This window comes from Sphingomonas sp., from assembly GCF_031372575.1.
In the GTDB taxonomy this organism is placed as follows: domain Bacteria; phylum Pseudomonadota; class Alphaproteobacteria; order Sphingomonadales; family Sphingomonadaceae; genus Sphingomicrobium.
The window spans coordinates 38,904-57,596 of record NZ_JANMLM010000063.1; the positions used below are offsets into that span (position 1 = coordinate 38,904).

Annotated in this window: 18 protein-coding genes and 1 tRNA gene; 6 read left to right on the forward strand and 13 right to left on the reverse strand. The window is 64.0% G+C overall.

The features are described from left to right. The first annotated feature begins 66 nt into the window (after positions 1-66). A complete protein-coding gene (locus tag RMN73_RS06105; protein ID WP_309602434.1) occupies positions 67-864 on the forward strand; it encodes a CsgG/HfaB family protein in 798 nt (265 codons plus the stop codon). A 174-nt stretch (positions 865-1,038) separates the two neighbouring features. Continuing rightward, positions 1,039-3,891 carry a pitrilysin family protein gene (locus RMN73_RS06110; RefSeq protein WP_309602435.1) on the forward strand — a complete coding sequence of 951 codons (2,853 nt, stop codon included), beginning with the start codon at positions 1,039-1,041 and terminating at the stop codon, positions 3,889-3,891. A 35-nt stretch (positions 3,892-3,926) separates the two neighbouring features. On the opposite strand, the gene RMN73_RS06115 is transcribed toward RMN73_RS06110, so the two are convergent. Beyond that, positions 3,927-4,985, reverse strand: coding sequence for a 5-(carboxyamino)imidazole ribonucleotide synthase (locus tag RMN73_RS06115; RefSeq protein ID WP_309602436.1), 1,059 nt, complete (start codon positions 4,983-4,985; stop codon positions 3,927-3,929). A gap of 10 nt (positions 4,986-4,995) precedes the next feature. Continuing rightward, positions 4,996-5,478 carry a 5-(carboxyamino)imidazole ribonucleotide mutase gene (purE, locus tag RMN73_RS06120; protein ID WP_309602437.1) on the reverse strand — a complete coding sequence of 161 codons (483 nt, stop codon included), beginning with the start codon at positions 5,476-5,478 and terminating at the stop codon, positions 4,996-4,998. A gap of 109 nt (positions 5,479-5,587) precedes the next feature. Between purE and RMN73_RS06125 the strand changes: the two genes are divergently transcribed. Then, entirely contained in the window at positions 5,588-6,196 is a 609-nt protein-coding gene (locus RMN73_RS06125) for a GGDEF domain-containing protein (protein ID WP_309602438.1), read from the forward strand. Between the two features lie 34 nt (positions 6,197-6,230). On the opposite strand, the gene gpmA is transcribed toward RMN73_RS06125, so the two are convergent. Together gpmA and RMN73_RS06135 are read right to left on the reverse strand one after the other, a co-directional pair. Then, complete coding sequence (gene gpmA, locus RMN73_RS06130; RefSeq protein WP_309602439.1) at positions 6,231-6,917, reverse strand: 2,3-diphosphoglycerate-dependent phosphoglycerate mutase; 687 nt, start codon at positions 6,915-6,917, stop codon at positions 6,231-6,233. Then, the gene (locus tag RMN73_RS06135; protein WP_309602440.1) at positions 6,917-8,083 is read right to left on the reverse strand and encodes a M14-type cytosolic carboxypeptidase; all 1,167 of its coding nucleotides are present in this window, start codon (positions 8,081-8,083) and stop codon (positions 6,917-6,919) included. The genes gpmA and RMN73_RS06135 overlap by 1 nt, the downstream gene beginning before the upstream one ends. A 178-nt stretch (positions 8,084-8,261) precedes the next feature. Here RMN73_RS06135 and ykgO point away from each other — a divergent pair, with 178 nt between their 5' ends. Both ykgO and RMN73_RS06145 read left to right on the forward strand, forming a co-directional pair. After that, complete coding sequence (gene ykgO, locus RMN73_RS06140) at positions 8,262-8,387, forward strand: type B 50S ribosomal protein L36 (protein WP_006833921.1); 126 nt, start codon at positions 8,262-8,264, stop codon at positions 8,385-8,387. A 153-nt stretch (positions 8,388-8,540) separates the two neighbouring features. Further along, the gene (locus tag RMN73_RS06145) at positions 8,541-8,990 is read left to right on the forward strand and encodes a hypothetical protein (protein ID WP_309602441.1); all 450 of its coding nucleotides are present in this window, start codon (positions 8,541-8,543) and stop codon (positions 8,988-8,990) included. A 5-nt stretch (positions 8,991-8,995) separates the two neighbouring features. On the opposite strand, the gene RMN73_RS06150 is transcribed toward RMN73_RS06145, so the two are convergent. From RMN73_RS06150 to RMN73_RS06190, 9 genes are all read right to left on the reverse strand, one after another. Beyond that, on the reverse strand, positions 8,996-9,535 hold the full coding sequence (locus tag RMN73_RS06150; protein ID WP_309602442.1) for a DUF7010 family protein: 540 nt from the start codon (positions 9,533-9,535) through the stop codon (positions 8,996-8,998). A 24-nt stretch (positions 9,536-9,559) separates the two neighbouring features. Next, positions 9,560-11,587 carry an NAD-dependent DNA ligase LigA gene (gene ligA / locus RMN73_RS06155; RefSeq protein ID WP_309602443.1) on the reverse strand — a complete coding sequence of 676 codons (2,028 nt, stop codon included), beginning with the start codon at positions 11,585-11,587 and terminating at the stop codon, positions 9,560-9,562. Next, positions 11,584-12,090, reverse strand: a complete 507-nt coding sequence (locus RMN73_RS06160; protein ID WP_309602444.1) for a DUF1697 domain-containing protein — start codon at positions 12,088-12,090, stop codon at positions 11,584-11,586. The genes ligA and RMN73_RS06160 overlap by 4 nt, the downstream gene beginning before the upstream one ends. Then, entirely contained in the window at positions 12,087-13,739 is a 1,653-nt protein-coding gene (recN, locus tag RMN73_RS06165) for a DNA repair protein RecN (protein ID WP_309602445.1), read from the reverse strand. The genes RMN73_RS06160 and recN overlap by 4 nt, the downstream gene beginning before the upstream one ends. A gap of 34 nt (positions 13,740-13,773) precedes the next feature. Then, complete coding sequence (locus RMN73_RS06170) at positions 13,774-14,562, reverse strand: outer membrane protein assembly factor BamD (protein WP_309602446.1); 789 nt, start codon at positions 14,560-14,562, stop codon at positions 13,774-13,776. 95 nt (positions 14,563-14,657) lie between these two features. Then, a complete protein-coding gene (gene secF / locus RMN73_RS06175) occupies positions 14,658-15,608 on the reverse strand; it encodes a protein translocase subunit SecF (RefSeq protein ID WP_309602447.1) in 951 nt (316 codons plus the stop codon). A 10-nt stretch (positions 15,609-15,618) separates the two neighbouring features. Then, positions 15,619-17,211 carry a protein translocase subunit SecD gene (gene secD, locus RMN73_RS06180; protein WP_309602448.1) on the reverse strand — a complete coding sequence of 531 codons (1,593 nt, stop codon included), beginning with the start codon at positions 17,209-17,211 and terminating at the stop codon, positions 15,619-15,621. Further along, positions 17,211-17,555 carry a preprotein translocase subunit YajC gene (yajC, locus tag RMN73_RS06185; RefSeq protein ID WP_309602449.1) on the reverse strand — a complete coding sequence of 115 codons (345 nt, stop codon included), beginning with the start codon at positions 17,553-17,555 and terminating at the stop codon, positions 17,211-17,213. Before yajC ends, secD begins: the two co-directional genes overlap by 1 nt. 58 nt (positions 17,556-17,613) lie before the next feature. Then, positions 17,614-17,690: transfer RNA gene (locus RMN73_RS06190), tRNA-Pro, on the reverse strand. A gap of 125 nt (positions 17,691-17,815) precedes the next feature. Between RMN73_RS06190 and RMN73_RS06195 the strand changes: the two genes are divergently transcribed. Continuing rightward, positions 17,816-18,496 carry a TIGR02117 family protein gene (locus RMN73_RS06195; RefSeq protein ID WP_309602450.1) on the forward strand — a complete coding sequence of 227 codons (681 nt, stop codon included), beginning with the start codon at positions 17,816-17,818 and terminating at the stop codon, positions 18,494-18,496. Positions 18,497-18,693 lie beyond the last annotated feature (197 nt).

The window sequence follows — 18,693 nt, forward strand, 5'->3', positions numbered from 1 at the left end:
TTGCAGTCTCGCATCGCGGGCGCGGTGATGGTAAGATGTCCTGACTACATCTTAACGGGGGTTATCATGATACGTTTTGTTTCCGTGGTGGCATTGGGCGCGGCGTTTGTCCTAGCAGCACCGGCCAGCGCCCAGACCAGCAACACGCGCGCCAGCCAAAGCCGCAACATGCAATTGAACGCGATGAGCGAAATTCCGGTGTGCCAGCGTCGGCTCGGCACGATCGCCATCGTCGAGCCCGACAATCAATGGTGGCGCGAGCTCAACCTCGGCAGCCCCGAAGCGATCCTCAAGATCTTCATCTCGCGCTCGGGCTGTTTCGGCTTGGTCAATCGCGGCCGCTCGATGCAGAGCCGCGCGATGGAACGCGCGATGGCCGACAATGGCGAATTGCAGGCCGGATCGAATGTCGGACGTGGCCAGGTCAAGACCGCCGATTATTTCCTTGAGCCCAACATCGTCACCGCCAACCGCAACTCGGGCGGCGGCGGCGTTGGCGCCGGGCTTGGCGGCGCGATCGGCGGGCTGTTTGGCGGCAGCGCGGGCAGCGTGATCGGCGGCCTGGCCGGCGGGATCAGCGTCAAGAAGGGCGAGGCCAATGTCACCTTGTCGGTGGTCAACGCCCGCACCACCGAGGAGGAAGCTTTGGTGGAGGGCTATTCCCGCAAGAAGGACGTCAGCTGGGGCGCGGGCGGCGGCGCCGGCTGGTGGGGCGGCTTCGGCGCGGCCGGTGCCACCGGTTATCAGAATACCGAGATCGGGCAGGTCATCGTGCTCGCCTATCTCGATGCCTACATCAAATTGGTGACCCAGCTTGGCGGCTTGCCGTCCAACGCGGCGCAGGCGGCCCCGCAGGCCCGCTAAAGCGACCATGCCGAACGAAAGGAGGCGCGGCTGGCAACGGTCGCGCCTTTTGCTTGCCGCCGCCGCCCTGCCATTCGTCGAATAATCGCGACCGCTCCCGGCGAATCCTGTTGCGGATGCACTAACGCCGCTTAGGGTGCGGCCACGCCGACTTTCCTTCGGAGATCAATCATCATGCGTTCGACCCTTCGCTCCTCGCTGCTGCTCGCCAGCGCCTCGTTCCTCGCCGCCTGCGCCGCCAACCCGCCGCTGCAATCGACCGCGCCACCCCCGCCCGAAGCGATGCCGCCAGCGCCGATGGCACCCGCCGCTGCCGAGCCTGCGTCGCTATCCACGCTGGTCAGCCAGGTCGATATTCCGCACGAGACCTTCAAGCTGGCCAATGGCCTGACCGTAATCGTCCATGAGGATCGCAAAGCGCCCGTGGTCGCGGTCAGCACCTGGTATAATGTCGGGTCGAAGGACGAACCCACGGGCAAGACCGGGTTCGCCCATCTGTTCGAGCATCTGATGTTCAACGGTTCGGAAAATCTGCCGGCCGATTATTTCACCTACCTGCAGCAAATCGGCGCGACCGATTATAACGGCACCACGTGGTTCGACCGAACCAATTATTTCCAAACCGTACCGACCGGCGCGCTGGAACGCGCCTTGTTCATGGAAAGCGACCGGATGGGCTATCTGCTCGCTGCGATCGACCAGAAGAAGCTCAGCAACCAGATCGGCGTCGTCCAGAACGAGAAGCGCCAGGGCGATAATAATCCGGGCGGACTGGTCGGCTATGAAGTGCAGGCCAATCTGTTCCCCGAGGGCCACCCCTACCACCACGACACGATCGGTTCGATGGCCGATCTGGACGGCGCCAGCCTGGCCGATGTGAAGCAGTGGTTCATCGACAAATATGGCCCCAACAACAGCGTGCTGGTGCTGGCCGGGGACATCAACGCCGAACAGGCACGGCCATTGGTCGAGAAATATTTCGGCGCGATCCCGGCGGGCAAGGTCAATAATCCGGCGCAGGCCGACGTGCCGACGCTGGCCGCGTCCAAATCGATCGTAATGAAGGACCGGGTCGCCGCGACCCAATTGCAGCGTCACTGGGCGGTGCCCGGGCTGAACAGCGATCAGTTGCCGGCGATCGACCTTGGCGCGTCGATCCTCGGCGGGCTTGCAAGCTCGCGGCTCGACCGCATCCTGGTGCGGGAGGAAAAGCTCGCCGTGGCGGTATCGGCCGGCGTTCAGGCGTTCCAGCGGGTCGGCATGTTCGAGGTCAATGCGACGGTCAAGCCGGGGGTTGATCCGGCGCTGGTCGACAAGCGGCTTGACGAGATCATGGCCGATTATCTCGCCAACGGCCCGACCGAAGATGAGGTCAAGCGTGCGGCCACGTCCGATGTCTCGGGCCGGATCCGCGGGCTCGAGCAGGTCGGCGGCTTCGGCGGCAAGGCCGTGGCACTGGCCGAGGGCCAGGTGTTCACCGGCGACAGCGATTATTACAAGCGCAGCCTGGCACTCTACGCTGCCGCCACCCCGGCCCAGATCAAGGGCGCGATGAACCAGTGGCTGAGCCGCCCGGTGTTCAAGGTGGCGCTGGAGCCGGGCGATCGGCCCGCTTATGTCGACGCCAAGGGATCCAAAGCGGCCAAGACCGACCTTCCGAGCAAGAAGACCGTGCGCCCGCTGCCCAGCGTCACGGATACCCCGCCGCTCGACTTTCCCGATATCCAGCACGTCCGCCTGTCGAACGGCATAATCGTCAATTACGCCATGCGGGCGAGTGTCCCGACCACCCAGATCGCTTTGTCGTTCGACGCCGGCTTCGCCGCCGATACGCCGAGCCAGCGCGGCCTGCAGAGCCTGACCCTGAGCTTGCTCGACGAGGGTGCGGGCGGGATGACCGGCCAGCAGATTGCCGAAGCCGGCGAGCGGCTTGGTGCGGGCATCGGCAGTGGCGGTTCGGCCGATCGCAGCAGCGTCTCGATGTCGGCACTATCGGCCAATATCGACCCGTCACTCGATTTGCTGGCGACCATCGTCCAGCGCCCTGACTTCAACCCGACCGACATCGACCGGCTTCGCAGCCAGACGCTGACCGGTATTGCGCAGGCCCAGAAGGACCCCAATTCGATGGCCGGGCGTGCGCTTCCGGGGCTGCTTTACGGTGCCAACCATCCCTATGCCTCAACCGGAATCGGCGACGTGGCGTCGGTGACGGGTTTCACCCGCGACGATCTGGTTGGCTTCCAGCAGCGCTGGCTGCGTCCCGACAATCTCAAAATCTTCGTTGTCTCCAGCCTGCCGCTGGCCGAACTGATGCCCAAGCTTGAGCAGCGCTTCGGTACCTGGGCGGCACCGGCGGTGGCCAGGGGGGTGAAGAATTTCACCGCCCCGCCGGCACGTCCGACGGCGCAGCGGATCGTGCTGATCGACCGTCCGGGGTCGCCCCAGTCGGTGATCCTCGGTGGGCAGCTGACCCCGATCGACCCGCGCGGTAACATCATCCCGGTCAGCGGCGCGAGCGAAGCGCTGGGCGGCAACTTCCTGTCGCGGATTAACATGGACCTGCGCGAAACCAAGGGCTGGTCCTATGGCGTTCGCAGCTCGGTCGGCTACACGCTCAACGCCTCGCCTTACCTCGTCAACGCGCCGGTTCAGGCCGACCGCACCGGTGATTCGATCAAGGCGCTTAACGACAATATCGTCGACTATCTTTCGAAGAAAGGCATTACCGCCGAGGAACTGGCGCGTGCGGTGTCGAACAATGTCCAGGCACTGCCCGGACGGTTCGAAACCTCCAACGCCGTGCTGGCAGCAATGATGAGCAACGACATGTACGGCCGCCCCGACAATTATTTCGAATTGCTCGGCGATCGCTATCGCGGGTTGACCCGGGCCAGCACCGATCAGGCGTTGCGCAGCGCGCTCGATCCCAAGGGTTTCGTGTGGGTGGTGGTCGGCGACGCCGCGAAGGTCCGCCCGCAACTCGACAAGCTCGGCATCCCGGTCGAAGTGATGCAGGCGAAATAAGCGCGCATCTGGTAAAATTGGTAACTTGGGCCGCGTCACTTCAATCGGGTGACGTGGCCCATTTTGCGTCCGGGCCGCGCTTCGCCCTTGTGGTAGAGGTGCAGGCTGGCGTCGGGGGCGGCCAAAATCGCGGCCCAAGCGTCGACGTCGCCACCTATCAGATTGTCCATCACCGCGCCATCGGCGACCAAGTCCGCGCTGCCCAGCGCGAGCCCGCAGATCGCGCGGACATGCTGTTCGAATTGCGAGGTCACGGCGCCTTCGATCGTCCAGTGACCGCTATTGTGGACGCGCGGCGCGATCTCGTTGACCAATGCCCCATCGGCGCAAGCGAAAAACTCCACCGTGAACATCCCGACATGGTCGAGCGCGTCGGCGAGCGTGGCGGCGGTGGCGATCGCGGTTTCGGCCATTGCCTCGATCGGCTGGCCTGCGGGCACCGTGGAATGGCACAATATCCCGTCCGAATGCACGTTGCGCGGGGGCGGGAAGGCACGGGTCTGGCCATCGTGCGTGCGCGCAATCAGCACCGAAAATTCAGCCTCGAACGCGACCCCCGCCTCGGCCACCGCCGGCGCATTGCCGATGCTGTCCCACGCGCTCCGTGCCTCGGCCGGATCGCGCACCCACGCCTGGCCCTTGCCGTCATAGCCAAGCCGTCGGCTTTTGAGCACCAGCGGCACCCCGAGCGCGGCGACCGCCGCGTCCAATTGCTCGACCGACCCAACCTCGCGCCACGCCGCGACCCGCGCGCCGGCGCCTTCGAGGAAGCGTTTCTCGACGGCGCGATCCTGCGCAATCTCGAGGCTGCGGGTACCGGGGCGGAGCTTGTCGCCAAGTGCTGCGATCGGCCCGACCGGCACATTCTCAAACTCGTAAGTGACGACGTCGCAAGCGTCCGCAAACCGCGCCAGCGCTGCTTCATCATCGAACGCGCCACGGGTAAATTCCGCGCTTACCTCCGCCGCGCACGGCGCTTCATGCGGGTCAAAGATGTGGCACCGATAGCCCAGCCGAGCCGCTGCCAGCGCCATCATTCGGCCCAGCTGGCCGCCGCCGATAATGCCGATTGTCGATCCGGGCGGAACGATCATGCGCTGCTGCTCACTCGGGCGCCTCGGGCACTGCATCGGTCTGCTCGGCACGCCATGCCGCCAACCGCGCGGCAAGGCCTTCGTCGGTCGTCGCCAGCATCGCCGCCGCAAGCAGGGCCGCATTGATCGCACCGGGCTTGCCGATCGCGAGCGTACCGACCGGCACCCCGGCGGGCATCTGGACGATCGACAGCAGGCTATCCATGCCCTTCAATGCCTTGCTCTCGACCGGAACGCCGAGCACCGGCAGCGGGGTCATCGATGCGGCCATTCCCGGCAAATGCGCCGCGCCGCCCGCGCCGGCGATGATTAACTTCAATCCTCGCGCCTTCGCGCTGCCGGCATAATCGTACAATCGCTGCGGGGTGCGGTGGGCCGAGACGACCTTGACCTCATGCGTCACGCCGAGCGCATCGAGCGTCTCTGCGGCATGGCACATCGTCTCCCAGTCGGAGCGGCTGCCCATGATGATCCCGACCGTCGCGTCGTTCATCGAAACGTCCTTGCTCCCTGACCGAGAAGGCGGTGTAGAAAGACTAGTCGCCGTGCGCAATTGGGACGGTCATTGCAAAGGCGATTTCCTTTATCGCTTGATGCAGGTTATGAAATCCACCGCAACAATGGGCGTGCCGGAGATGAACCGAGTCGTGTACAGCGTCGATACCCAGGCGCTGATGGAGGAAATTGCGCGGTTGCGCGGCCAAGTCGCGCGCCTCGAATCGCGAGTTGAGGAACTTGATCGCGAGGCGCATCGCGATGCCTTGGTCCCGGTTGCCAACCGCCGCGGACTGGTGCGTCAGCTCGACATGCTGATTGCCCGCTGCGACCGTCATCACGTCCCCGCCGCCTTGCTGTTCGTCGATGTCGACGGACTGAAGACGCTCAACGATTCGTTCGGCCATTGCGCGGGCGACGCGGCCTTGGTTTATCTCGCGCAGATGATGGTCGACGGGGTTCGCCAGAGCGATCTTGTCGCGCGGCTGGGCGGCGATGAATTCGCCATCCTGCTCGATCATGCCGATGAGGCCAGCGCGATGGACACCGCCAACCGGCTGGTCAATTCGATCGCCGCGAGCAATTTCGTTTTTCATGGCCAGCCGCTGCCGCTGAGCGTCGCGATCGGCATCACCGCGATCGAAAAGGGTGACACCGCCGAAACTGTGCTCGATCGCGCCGACCAGGAAATGTACCGCGAGAAAGCGGTCGCATAGGAAGTCCGGGGGACTTTCGTGAGGCGGCCGCTGCCTAGCGCTCGCTTAGGTTGTACCGTTCCTTGACTGCCAGATCGTCGCCAAGCTCATAGACAATTGGTTGCCCGGTCGGAATCTCCAGCCCGACAATCTCGTCGTCACCGATGTTCGATAGATGCTTCTCAAGCGCGCGCAAGCTATTGCCATGCGCCGCGACGATCACCCGCTGGCCTTCACGCAATTTCGGAACGATCTGCGCCTCATAATAAGGCAGCACGCGGTCGATGGTGTTCTTCAGGCTCTCCGACCCCGGCACCGTAACCCCGGCATAGCGCCGATCGCTCGCCACCTGATATGGACTGTCCGCCTCCATCACCGGCGGCGGGACGTCGAACGATCGCCGCCAGATCTTGACCTGCGCCTCGCCCACCTTGGCGATCATCTCAGCCTTGTTGAGCCCGGTCAGCCCGCCATAATGCCGCTCGTTCAATTGCCAGTCCTTGGTCACCGGCAGCCACAGGCGATCCATCTCCATCAGCATCAGGTGAAGCGTGCGGATCGCGCGGGTCTGCAGGGAAGTGAAGCAATGGTCGAAGTCGAACCCCGCCTCGCCGAGCAACCGCCCCGCCGCGCGCGCTTCGGTGATCCCCTTGTCGCTCAAATCGCTGTCCCACCAGCCGGTGAAGCGATTCTCGAGGTTCCACTGCGACTGGCCGTGGCGGAGCAGGACCAGGGTCGGCATTACGCCGCGACTTCCACTTTCTTGCCCCGTACCGCCGCATAATCGCGAAGCTCGGGAAGTATGGCGTGGAGCGCATCGAGGCACGCCCCGGCGAGATATTTCGACCGCTCTGGCGACCAGCCGTAAATCTCGTCGGGCAAGTCCCCATTGTCCTTGAACGGCATCTCCAGAGTCATCGACACCGCGCCAAACCGCTCGGCCAGCTGGGTGGTCGACATCGACATGTTGGCCTGACCCTTGGGCGGAATTTCATAGCCCTGGCGAGTCTGGAAATCGGGCGATACCCGCTCGAGCGTATTGGAAAACAGCTTGAACAATTCGCTCTGCCGCTCGGTCAGCGAGGGAATGCCCTCGAAGCCGGCGAGGAAGTTGGCCGGAATCGCTTCGTCGCCATGAATGTCCATCGCGAACAATGGCGGTTCCTCGTCCATCGCATTGCGCACGTACAACACTTCGGGACTCTTCTCGGCCGACGGATTATGCCATTCGCGGTTGAGGTTGGTGCCCGCGGCATTGGTCCGCAAATGCCCGCGGCGCGACCCGTCGGGGTTCATGTTGGGGACGATGTGGAAGGTGCAGTCACGGCGCAGCACGCGGCTCACCGGATCGTCGCTGTCGACCAGTTTCTCCAGCGCGCCTTCCATCCACCATTCGGCCATGCTCTCGCCGGGATGCTGGCGGGCGTAGAGCCACACCGTCAGCTCGCCCTCGCCGATCGTCAGGCAGTCAATGTCCTGCCCATCGAGCGTCTGGCCAAGGATTCGGTAATCGACCCCCGGAAGCGCGGCAACGGTCGACACCAGGTCATGATGCCGCTCCATCGAATAAGGCGCGAAATAGGCCAGCCAGACGCAGTCGGTCTCGGGCGTGAAGCGGATCGTCAGCGTGCCATCGGCAAAGGACGTCCCCGGCACGCGCACCCAATCCTCGCGGTCGAGCGACATGCACGCCTGATAGCCCGGCCAGCCATCGGGATAGGCCGACTTACCGCAATTAGTGATCTTCAGCGTTACCTCACGCCCGCCCGCGCCGGCCAGCCGGAAGTGAAACCATTGATAGAAATCGCTCAAATGATCGGTGACGATTTCCAGTTCGACCGTATCGCCACTCTGGCTGATGACGCGAATATTACCCGCGTCGAATGCGCTGGAAATCGTGATGGACATGAGGACCTTCGGTGTAATGGATGCTGGCCTACGTGATACTGTCCCCAAGCGGCACTGCAAACCCCCGATGTCGGATGGGCAGGATGCCTTGACTAACCCGGCTGCCCCCTCTAGTGGAGCCGCCGGTCCTAACCGACCTTCCAGTTCATTCACGCATAGCAAAGCAGGCGTCCCGGCCATGAAGATTCGCAATTCCCTGAAGTCGCTCAAGTCGCGCCATCGCGATTGCCGGGTGATTCGCCGCCGTGGCCGCACCTACGTCATCAACAAGACGAATCGCCGCTTCAAAGCTCGCCAAGGCTAAGCTGCGGGGCAGCTTGGCCGACCGAGCTCGCCAGGGCTAAGCCCGGTCGCTTCCGGGCCACGGCACTCCGACCCGTCGCTTAAGCAAACATCAGCAATTCACCGCTATCGAGCAGCCTTGGGCATGTCCGCCCTGGCCGCGAAAGTATGCTCGATGCGTTTCATCCTCGGTGTTGGCCTGATCGTTTCGATCGGCGCGTGCAGCAATCCCGCGACCCAGGCACCGGTCGACTTACAGCCCGGCCTGTATGACGTCGTCGCCACCGGCGAGAGCTATGTCGAGATTGAGGCCAGCGCGACGAGAGCCAATATCTGCGTGACCGATTTTGACTCGCGCGAGTTCGAGCGTTTCCCGATGGTCCACGCCACCCGCCGCCGCAACGACTGCGTCGATACCGTCGAGCCGCGTCAGGGCAATCTCGTTCTTGGCAAACGACGCTGCGCGGCAACTTTCAGGGGCAATGACGAAAGCAACTGGACCTATCGACTCGAGCTTCGGCCGACCCAATTCAGGATCCAGGGCATGGTCAAGGACCATGAGGACGGCAGCGGCAGCGAGACCGGTCCGTTCACCGTCGTCGGCACCCGCACCGGCGATTGCTGAACCGCTCAGCGCGCGACCTTGAGCGCTCGAACGGTCAGCACCATGCCGAACAACAGCTCGACCAACCCGACGGCCAGAATCATTCCGCCGCCAAGCCCTGTCACCTCGAAAACCTCGCCAAGCCCAAGTCCTGTAACCAGCGCCGCCAGCAGCCAGTAAAGCCGATTGCCATAAGCGGTCTTGAACACGAAATAATGGGTTCCCACCGCGACTGCGGCGAGTGGGAATGCAAGCTCGGGCTTGAGCGGCAGGATCAGCCATGCGGCGAGCAGGCAGCCGATCATCGCAATCGTACTTTCCAGCGCCACCATCCCCATCGGATTATCGCCTGATTCGCGCGCCCGGCGAAACAGTAAGCGCGACGCGGCAAGGCCCAAGGGGAAGATCAGCATCCCGCCGAAAAACAGCGCGATGAATGCCGTGCGCGTGCCGTGACGAGCCTCGACCCACGCAGCAATGAACCACAGCAGGCCGCTGACGAACGCGCCGGGCCCGCCACCGACATAAGCGCGGCGCAGGTCGGCTTGGGCTTCGGTGATGGTCATGGCTCATTCTCCCCTTTGGTGGCATTACGCACTGGCGACGATCGCGGCCCACTCGGATTCGGTCGCTACCCGCACGCCAAGTTCGGCGGCCTTCTTCAGCTTGGATCCTGCCCCGGGCCCGGCGACGACCAGATCGGTCTTGGCGCTGACCGACCCCGCCGATCGCGCACCCAATCGCTCGGCCTGCGCCTTGGCTTCGTCGCGGCTCATCGTTTCCAGCGTGCCGGTGAACACGATCGTCTTGCCGGTCCATTCGGTCGCGCGCGCGGTCGAGACGAAGGCGGCGGGCTGCGCCAGCGCGAGCAATTCGGTGAGTTGCTCCCGATTGTGCGGCTCGTGGAAAAAATCGGCCAGTGCCTCCGCGACCACCGGCCCGACGCCTTCGACTACCGACAATTCGGTCTTGGCATCGTCACCCGTTGCCGCCGCCTGCAGCGCCTCGACCGTCCCGAATGCCTTCATCAAATCCTTGGCGGTCACCGCGCCGACGTGGCGGACGCCGAGGCCGAACAGGAAACGCGCCGGGTCAAACCCCTTGCGCGCCTCGATCGCTGCCAGGAGCTTGTCGACCGAGACCTGCTTCCACCCCTCGCGCCCGATCAGTTCGTCGCGGTACGCTTTTAACCGGTAGATATCGGCCGGCCCGTGGAGCCAGCCGAGGTCGACGAATTCGGCCAGGCTCTTCTCGCCCAGCCCATCGATATCCATCGCCCCGCGCGACACGAAATGCTTGAGTCGCTCCAACCGTTGCGCTGGGCAAATGAGGCCGCCGGTGCACCGAACATCGACTTCGCCTTCCTCCGCCACCGCCTCCGATTGGCACTCAGGACAGCGATCGGGGAAGACATAAGGCGCGCGCTGCTCGTCCCGCGTCAGGTTCTCGACCACCTGCGGGATGACATCGCCAGCTCGCTGGATCCGTACCCGGTCGCCGACCCGTACGCCCAATCGCTCAATCTCGTCGCGATTGTGGAGCGTGACATTCGCGACGATTACGCCGCCAACCCCAACGGGCTTGAGCCGCCCGACCGGGGTCAGCTTCCCCGTCCGCCCGACCTGGATGTCGATCGCCTCGATTATTGTCTCGGCCTGCTCGGCGGGGAATTTATGTGCCAGCGCCCAGCGTGGGCTACGCGCCACCTGCCCCAGCCGCTCCTGCCAATCGAGCTGGTCGACCTTGTACACCACCCCGTCGATATCGAATGGCAGATCGGCGCGGGCTTTTTCGATGGCCGCATAATGGGCAAGCGCCGCATCGATGCTCTCGACCCGCACCAGCATCTCGCTGACCGGGAACCCCAGCCGCGCCAGCCGAGCCATCGCCTCGCTCTGCGTCGCCGCCAACGGTTCGGACAACTCCCCCCAGCCGTGCGCGAAAAAGCGCAGCGGCCGTACCGCGGTTACGCTCGGGTCCTTTTGTCGAAGCGACCCCGCCGCAGCATTGCGCGGGTTGGCGAACAACTTGCCCCCCGCCGCTTCCTGCCGCTCGTTGAGTGCGGCGAAATCACCCTTGTCCATATACACTTCGCCGCGCACTTCGAGCACGGCGGGCGCCCCGCTCAGCACCTGCGGGATGTCCGCGATCGTCCGCACATTGGCGGTGACATCCTCGCCGACGCTGCCATCCCCGCGTGTCGCGGCGAGCACCAATACTCCATCCTCATACCGCAGAGAGCAGGACAATCCGTCGATCTTCGGCTCGGCGGTCAGCGCCACCTCGGCATCGGTGGCAAGCGACAAGAACCGCCGCACCCGCGCAACGAACTCGGCCACTTCTTCGTCGGAGAAGGCATTGTCGAGGCTGAGCATCGGCTTGGCATGCGCCACCTTGGCGAGGCTCGACGTCGGCGCCGCACCCAGCCGCTGCGACGGCGAATCGGCCCGCACCAGCGCTGGAAACTGCGCTTCCAACGCACGATTCTCCCGCACCAACGCATCATACTCCGCGTCCGAAATCTGGGGCTCGTCGTGATCGTGATACGCCCGGTCATGCCGCGCGATCTCCTTCGCCAGCCGCATCAACCGGTTGGCCGCTTCGGCTTCGCTCGTCATGCCAGCATCGCCGCCATCTTCGCCACGCTGTTCATGTTGCGCGCGGTACCGTGCTTGACCGCCGGCAGCTTGAGCCGCGTCTTGCCAATGCCTTCGCCATAACTGACAATGATCGATCGCGGTCCCAGCGCCATTCGCTCGCCGACGACATCGCGTGCTTCGGCCAGCATCGCCTCGACCGGCTCTTCCTCGATGAAATGGGCCATCACCCGGCTCGGCTTGTCGTCATCGAACGAATTGGCGGCGGCCGTCGCGGTCAGCTCGCCCGCCGTTCGAACGAACACCGGCACGCTTTTGCCGAAATATTGCTGCAGGCCAGCCTCAATCCGCGCTCGCACTTCCGCCTCACCAAGATCGCTCTCGAACAGCAAATTGCCGCTGGCGATGAAGGTGCGCACGTTGGCGAACCCACATTGTTCGCCGATCCGCCGCAGTTCGGCCATTGGCAGCTTGCCGGTGCCCGCGACGTTCATCGCGCGCAGCAAAGCGACATAGGACGTCACGCGGCCTCCAGCAGTTTCGCTGCCTGCGCCCTCGCTTCATCGGTGATCGCCGCCCCCGACAGCATCCGCGCCACTTCCTCACGACGTTCGTCGGCGGTCAGCTTGCGCACCGTGGTCCGCGTGCCAGCGGCACCGTGAGCCTTCTCAATGCGGTAATGATGCGCCGCGCGCGCCGCGACTTGGGGCGAATGAGTCACGACCAGCACCTGCGCCCCCTCAGCCAAGCGCGCCAGCCGCTCGCCGATCGCGCTCGCCACTGCGCCGCCGACGCCGCGATCAACCTCGTCAAAGATCATCGTCCCCGCCCCGCCCGCCTCGGCCAGGGCGACCTTGAGCGCCAGGATGAAACGCGACAATTCGCCGCCCGATGCGATCTTGGTCAGCGCCCCGAATGGCGCGCCCGGGTTGGTCGACACCTCGAACTCGACCCGGTCGGTGCCGGTTGGTCCGGCGTCGATTCCGGCGATTGCAGTGCGAAAGCGCGCCGCATCGAGCTTTAGCGGGGCAAGCTCGCCCGCCACCGCCGAATCGAGCCGTACCGCCGCCGCAGTCCGCGCCTCGGTCAGCGCCAGAGCAGCCGCCGCATAAGCCTCCACCGCCGCCGCCAACGCGCGCTCCAATTCTTCAATTGTCTCGCTGCCAAGCTCGATCGCCGCGCGCCGGGCCAGCAAATCGGTCAGTAGCACCGGCAATTGGTCGGCCTCGATCCGATGCTTGCGCGCCATTGCCCGTATCTCGAACAATCGCGCTTCGGCCGATTCGAGGTCGATTGGCGAATGCGCCAGCGCCGAGGTCGCCGCTGCGATCTTGGTCTCGGCCTCGTCGGCCTCGATGATCGCGCGGTCGGTCGCGGCCAGTGCTTCGGCCAGCAACGGATGCGCATCGGCGATCCGCTGCAGCCGCCGCGCCGCCTGGCGAAGTTGCGCCAACCCGCCCTCCGATCCAGCAAAATGTGGCCCCAGCGCCTGCAGGTCATCCTCGATCCGCGCGGCCGATTTCATCTGCGTCCGGGCATCGGCCAGCCGCACTTCCTCGCCCGCCTCGACACCCAGCGCGACGATTTCGTCGATCGCAAAGTCGAGCCAGTCGCGGTCGCGGTCGGCCTCGGCCAGCGACTGGCGCTGTTCGGCTAACTGGCCCTCAAGCGCACTTCGACCGGCCCACGCCTCGCTCACCCCGGCGACATCGATCCGGCCAAAGGCATCGAGCAAGGCTCGGTGACCCTTGGGATTGAGCAGGCCGCGGTCGTCATGCTGGCCATGAATCTCGATCGCTGCCGCCGCAATATCGCGTAACACCGACGCTGGCACGGCCGCACCCCCGGCAAACGCCCGGCTGCCGCCATCGGCCTTGAGCGTGCGCCGCAGCAGCAACGGTTCGCCCGGCTCGCATTCGATCCCGGCGGTGTCGAGCGCGGTGAAGGCGGAATGTCCCGCCGGAAGGTCGAATTCGGCGCTGACACTGGCGGCTGCCTGTCCGGCGCGGACCAGCCCAATGTCGGACCGGGCGCCAAGCGCAAGCCCGAGCGAATCGAGCAGGATCGACTTGCCCGCCCCGGTCTCGCCAGTCAGCACGCCGAGCCCCGGCTCGAACTCAAGCTCGAGCCGGTCGATCAACACGACGTCTATAATGACAAGCTGCCTCAGCATCGCGGCCCGTTTTCAAAGGCGGGCGCGGACAGGATCAGCTCTGCGGCGCCGCCGGCACGTGTCGCTGGATCAATTTGTAGCTGCGATCGTACCATTCGCTGCCCGGATAATTGACGCCGAGCACGGCCGCCGACCGACGCGCTTCCTCGGGAATGCCGAGCGCGAGATAGCATTCGACCAAGCGCTCGAGCGCCTCGGGCGTATGGCTGGTAGTCTGGAATTTCTCGGCCACGGTGCGGAACCGGAGCGTCGCGGCAAGCCAATTGCCCTGGCGCTGGTAAAAACGGCCGACCTCCATCTCCTTGCCGGCAAGGTGATCGTTGATCACGTCGAGCTTCAACCGCGCGTCGGCGGCATAGCGGCTGCCGGGATAGCGGCGGGTCAATTCACCGAACGCGTCGGACGCCTGCTGGGTGATCTTCTGGTCGCGGTTCACATCCTCGATCTGCTGATAATAGCTCATCGCGATCAGATAATTGGCGTAGGCCGCGTCCTTGTTGCCCGGATGGATCGTCAGGAATCGCCGCGACGAACTGATCGAATCAGCATAGGATTGCGCCATATAATAAGAGAAGCTGCTCATCAGCTGCGCCCGGCGGGCCCACACCGAATAAGGGTGCTGGCGCTCGACTTCGTCGAACAATTTCGCTGCGAGCAGATAATTGCCCTGATCGAGGCGCTTCTTGGCGAGGCCGTAAAGCGTATTGACGTCGCGCGCGACATATTCGGTGTCGCCCTTGACCTTGTTGCGGGCGCAGCCGCCGGCCGGAAGGATGATTGCGGCGGCGATGAGCGGCAAAGCGATACGGGACAGGTTCGACATGACTGACCTTCTAGCGTGGAGCCGGGCCCGGGCCAAGCGCCGAGATTGGAGCTTGGAGAGTTGGACTGGCGTGGATGAACTGCGGATGGCCGTGATCATGCTTCCTGCGGCCGCGTACCGGGCGGGGCATCGGTCTTGAGGAAGCTGTCAGGCTTGACCCCAAGCCACACCAGGATCGGCGAGGAAATATAGATCGACGAATACGTGCCGATGAAAATGCCCAGCAGCACCGCCGCGGTCAGCGCGAAGATCACGTCGGGGCCGAGCAGCAGTAGCAGCAGCAGCGCCAGCATGATCGACAATGAGGTGACCAGCGTTCGCGACAGCGTTTCGTTGAGCGACAGGTTGATCAACGGGACGATCGCCATCTTGCGATATTTGCGCAAATTCTCGCGGATCCGATCATAGATGACGACCGTGTCGTTCAGCGAGTAGCCGACAATCGTCAGGATCGCCGCGACCACGTTCAAATCGACTTGAAGGCCCGTGATCGAGAAAAAACCGAGCGTCATGGCCACGTCGTGGAACAGGGTGACCAGTGCCCCGACACCGAACTGCCATTCGAAGCGGATCCAGATGTAAATCGCAATCCCCAGCATCGCCAAGGTGATCGCCAGCGCGCCGTCCCACGCCAGCTCGCCGCTGACCTTACCCGATACCGATTCGCCGGCATCGACCCTGGCTCCGGGATAGCTTTTCTGGATCATCGTGCGCAGCTTGGTAACCGCTGCACTGGCCGCATTGTCCGACCCTTCAGGCTTGGGCAATCGCACCTGATAGGTCTTGGCATCGCTCAATTGCTGGATGCTGGCTTCGCCCAACTCGAGCGCATCGACCCGCTTGCGTAGATCCTCGATGTTCACGGGTTGCGCAAAGTTGGTCCGCACCACCTGCCCGCCGACAAAGTCGATGCCCAGGTTGAGCCCCTTGACCGCAACCAGCGCGATCGATGCGACGGTAAACAGGATCGAGATTACCAGCGCAAAATTGCGCCAGCGCATGAAGTCGAGATTGGTATTGTCGGGGACGAGTTTGAGCAGTTTCATCTGATCGCCCTTAAATATGCAACGTGCGCGGACGCTTGGCGCGGACCCAGCCGGCGACGAGCATGCGGGTGAAATTGACCGCGGTGAACACCGAGGTAACGATCCCGATCATCAGCACTACGGCGAAACCGCGCACCGGGCCGGAACCGAACAGATACATGATCGTCGCGGCGATGACGTTGGTGATGTTGGCATCGAAAATCGCGGTCGAGGCTTCCTTATAACCGGTATCGATCGCATCGAGCACCTTGCGGCCGCGGCGTTGTTCTTCGCGAATTCGTTCGTTGATCAGCACGTTGGCATCGACCGCCGCGCCGATCGTCAGGACGAAGCCGGCAATTCCCGGCAAGGTCAGCGCGGCACCGAAGATAGCCAGGCCGGCGAGAATCAGGAAAGCGTTGGCGATCAAGGCAGCGGTCGCATAGACCCCGAACCGACCATAAGTGATCAGCATGAACAAGATCACGCCAAGCGTTGCTGCAACCGAGGCGATGGCGCCCTTCTCGATTGAGTCGGCGCCCAATTCGGCGCTGACTGTCCGCTCCTCAATCACGTTCAGCTTGACCGGCAATTTGCCCGACGCCAGCGCGATCGCCAGCTGGTTGGCGCTTTCGACCGTGAAACTGCCGCTGATCTGAGCCTGGCCGCCAAGGATCGGCTCGTTAATGTTGGGCGCCGACAATACCTTGTCGTCGAGGATGATCGCGAATGGCTTGCCGACGTTTTCCTGGGTCGTGCGGCCGAAGCGCTTTGACCCTGCTGCGTTAAAGGTGATCGACACCGTCGCCTGGCTATTCTGGTCGAAGCTCTGGCTGGCCTTGATCAATTGATCGCCCGAAACCATCACCCGGCGCTGGACGGCGATATTGCCCGACCCGTCGGCCATCGCCAGCACCTGGCTGCCCGCCGGTGCGCGCCCGGCGGCCACTTCGGTCGGGTTGGCGGTCAGGTCGACCAGCTTGAATTCGAGTCGTGCGGTCTGGCCGATCAATGCTTTGAGCGCGTCAGGATTCTCGACCCCAGGAACCGCAACCAGGATGCGCCGCTCGCCCTGGTTGATGACGGTCACTTCCTTGGTCCCGTTGGGATCGATCCGGCGCCGCACCACGTCGCGAGCGACAACCATCGAATCCTTGAGCGCCTGGACCGAGCCTTGTGGCGTCGGGGTCAGCACGATCCGGGTCGAATCGACCACCTGCACGTCCCAATCGCGCGCGCCGGTCAGCCCCAGCGGCTGCGTCAGCTTGCGCATCCGGTCGACGGCTTCATCGAGCTGGGTCGGATCGCGGACCAGGAACGACAAGCGCCCGCCCTGGGTCGAGACATCGCTGATCTCGACCCTCGGCTCACCACGGCGAAGATCAGTAGTGACTTCCTCTTCCTTCGCCGCAAGCCGTTGCTTGGCTGCGTCGCGAACGTCGGCTTCGAGCAGCAGCTGGCTTCCGCCGGCCAGATCGAGCCCGAGGCTGATCTGGGTATGCGGGACGAACTTCGGCCAGGTGGCAACCTCGGCCTTGGGGAAAAAACTCGGGATCGAAAAGGCGACCCCCAGCAGGATCACCAACCAGATCGACCAATTCTTCCAGCGCGACGAGTCATTCATCAATCGTTGGCCGGTTTGGTTTTCGGTTTGGCGACACCACTGATGGTCGTCTTGATGACTCGAATTTTGACGCCGGTGGCAATCTCGACCTCGGCTTCGTCGTCGGTGACTTTGGTCACCCGGCCGCGGATCCCACCACCGGTGATGATATCATCGCCTTTCTTGATCGCCTGGATCTCGGCGGCCTGCTCCTTCTGCCGCTTGGCCTGCGGGCGGAACACCAGCACCCAGAAGATCAGGAACAGCGCCATCGGCAGGAACAGCATGTTGGCGATTGCGGCAAAGCCCGATTGCGGCGCGGCGGACGCGGCGGCAATTGCGGTTGCAAGAAACGGGATGGACATGATTGTAAGTTGATCCTTTTCGCGGGCTTGCGTTCCTTGACCCACTTAGGGCCAAGGATGGTCGGGGCGACAGGATTCGAACCTGCGACCCCCACACCCCCAGTGTGATGCGCTACCAGGCTGCGCTACGCCCCGACCAGTTGACGCCTAGGATGTCACGAGGACATCGGTCTAAGCGGTGACGGCGCATCTAGTGACGCGCGCGAAGCATGGCAAGTCAGGTGAGGCAAATGAAGCGGCGGCGCCACTGGAATCGGAAGATGAAACGAGGCTGGGGCCGCAAGGCGTTGATCGGCCTGCTCGCCATCCCCGGCCTCTATTTGTTCGCAGCATTGGTCGGCGCGCTGATCCCGGTCAACCGCGACTGGATCGAGCCGGCACAGGGAATCACCATCTACATCGCCGACAATGGGGTTCACGCCGACTTGATCATGCCGGTCGACGCCGCCGGGCTCGACTGGAAACCCTTGGTCCCGCGCAGTGACATGGCCGCGCCACCGCCGGGCGCCAGATGGGTCGCATTCGGCGCTGGCGAGCGGCACGTCTATCTCGACACCCCGACCTGGTCGGACCTGACGCTGCGCACGGCCTGGGCCGGATTCGCCGGTGGCAGCCGCGTGATCCATGTCGATTACGTCGCCGACCCGACCTATTCGGCCCGCGAACTGCGCGTGACGCCCGCACAATATCGCCGTTTATGGGCTGCCGTCCGGTCGAGCTTCGCGCTCGATCCGCGCGGTCGCCCGGTGCGGATTGACCATCCCGGCTACGGTCCCGGCGACGCCTTCTACAACGGCAGCGGCCGCGCCAATGCGATCGACACCTGCAACCAATGGCTCGCCAGCCGCCTGCGTCTCGCCGGGATCAAGGCGTCGCTATGGAGCCCATTCGTCGATGGCCTGCTGTGGCGCTACCGGGTGGCGCAAGTCTCGATGAAATAGCTTGCGTAATATCGCGGTCGCGTCACCGTCTGTCTGGGGACAAAGGGGGGAGTGAGCATGGCGACGGCGACTGTGGGACAAGCCGACTTGCCCGCCACCCGGGCCCACCCGCCGGGCCTGTGGACCCTCGCCGCGACCGAAGTGTGGGATCGCGCCAGCTTCTACGGCATGCAGGCGCTGCTGATCCTCTACATGAC

Excerpts from the sequence above, each read along its gene's own strand:
- RMN73_RS06105 (WP_309602434.1), top strand. The coding sequence starts at position 67 with ATGATACGTTTTGTTTCCGTGGTGGCATTGGGCGCGGCGTTTGTCCTA.
- RMN73_RS06110 (WP_309602435.1), top strand. The coding sequence starts at position 1,039 with ATGCGTTCGACCCTTCGCTCCTCGCTGCTGCTCGCCAGCGCCTCGTTC.
- RMN73_RS06115 (WP_309602436.1), bottom strand. The coding sequence starts at position 4,985 with ATGATCGTTCCGCCCGGATCGACAATCGGCATTATCGGCGGCGGCCAG.
- purE (WP_309602437.1), bottom strand. The coding sequence starts at position 5,478 with ATGAACGACGCGACGGTCGGGATCATCATGGGCAGCCGCTCCGACTGG.
- RMN73_RS06125 (WP_309602438.1), top strand. The coding sequence starts at position 5,588 with ATGAAATCCACCGCAACAATGGGCGTGCCGGAGATGAACCGAGTCGTG.
- gpmA (WP_309602439.1), bottom strand. The coding sequence starts at position 6,917 with ATGCCGACCCTGGTCCTGCTCCGCCACGGCCAGTCGCAGTGGAACCTC.
- RMN73_RS06135 (WP_309602440.1), bottom strand. The coding sequence starts at position 8,083 with ATGTCCATCACGATTTCCAGCGCATTCGACGCGGGTAATATTCGCGTC.
- ykgO (WP_006833921.1), top strand. The coding sequence starts at position 8,262 with ATGAAGATTCGCAATTCCCTGAAGTCGCTCAAGTCGCGCCATCGCGAT.
- RMN73_RS06145 (WP_309602441.1), top strand. The coding sequence starts at position 8,541 with ATGCGTTTCATCCTCGGTGTTGGCCTGATCGTTTCGATCGGCGCGTGC.
- RMN73_RS06150 (WP_309602442.1), bottom strand. The coding sequence starts at position 9,535 with ATGACCATCACCGAAGCCCAAGCCGACCTGCGCCGCGCTTATGTCGGT.
- ligA (WP_309602443.1), bottom strand. The coding sequence starts at position 11,587 with ATGACGAGCGAAGCCGAAGCGGCCAACCGGTTGATGCGGCTGGCGAAG.
- recN (WP_309602445.1), bottom strand. The coding sequence starts at position 13,739 with ATGCTGAGGCAGCTTGTCATTATAGACGTCGTGTTGATCGACCGGCTC.
- RMN73_RS06170 (WP_309602446.1), bottom strand. The coding sequence starts at position 14,562 with ATGTCGAACCTGTCCCGTATCGCTTTGCCGCTCATCGCCGCCGCAATC.
- secF (WP_309602447.1), bottom strand. The coding sequence starts at position 15,608 with ATGAAACTGCTCAAACTCGTCCCCGACAATACCAATCTCGACTTCATG.
- secD (WP_309602448.1), bottom strand. The coding sequence starts at position 17,211 with ATGAATGACTCGTCGCGCTGGAAGAATTGGTCGATCTGGTTGGTGATC.
- yajC (WP_309602449.1), bottom strand. The coding sequence starts at position 17,555 with ATGTCCATCCCGTTTCTTGCAACCGCAATTGCCGCCGCGTCCGCCGCG.
- RMN73_RS06195 (WP_309602450.1), top strand. The coding sequence starts at position 17,816 with ATGAAACGAGGCTGGGGCCGCAAGGCGTTGATCGGCCTGCTCGCCATC.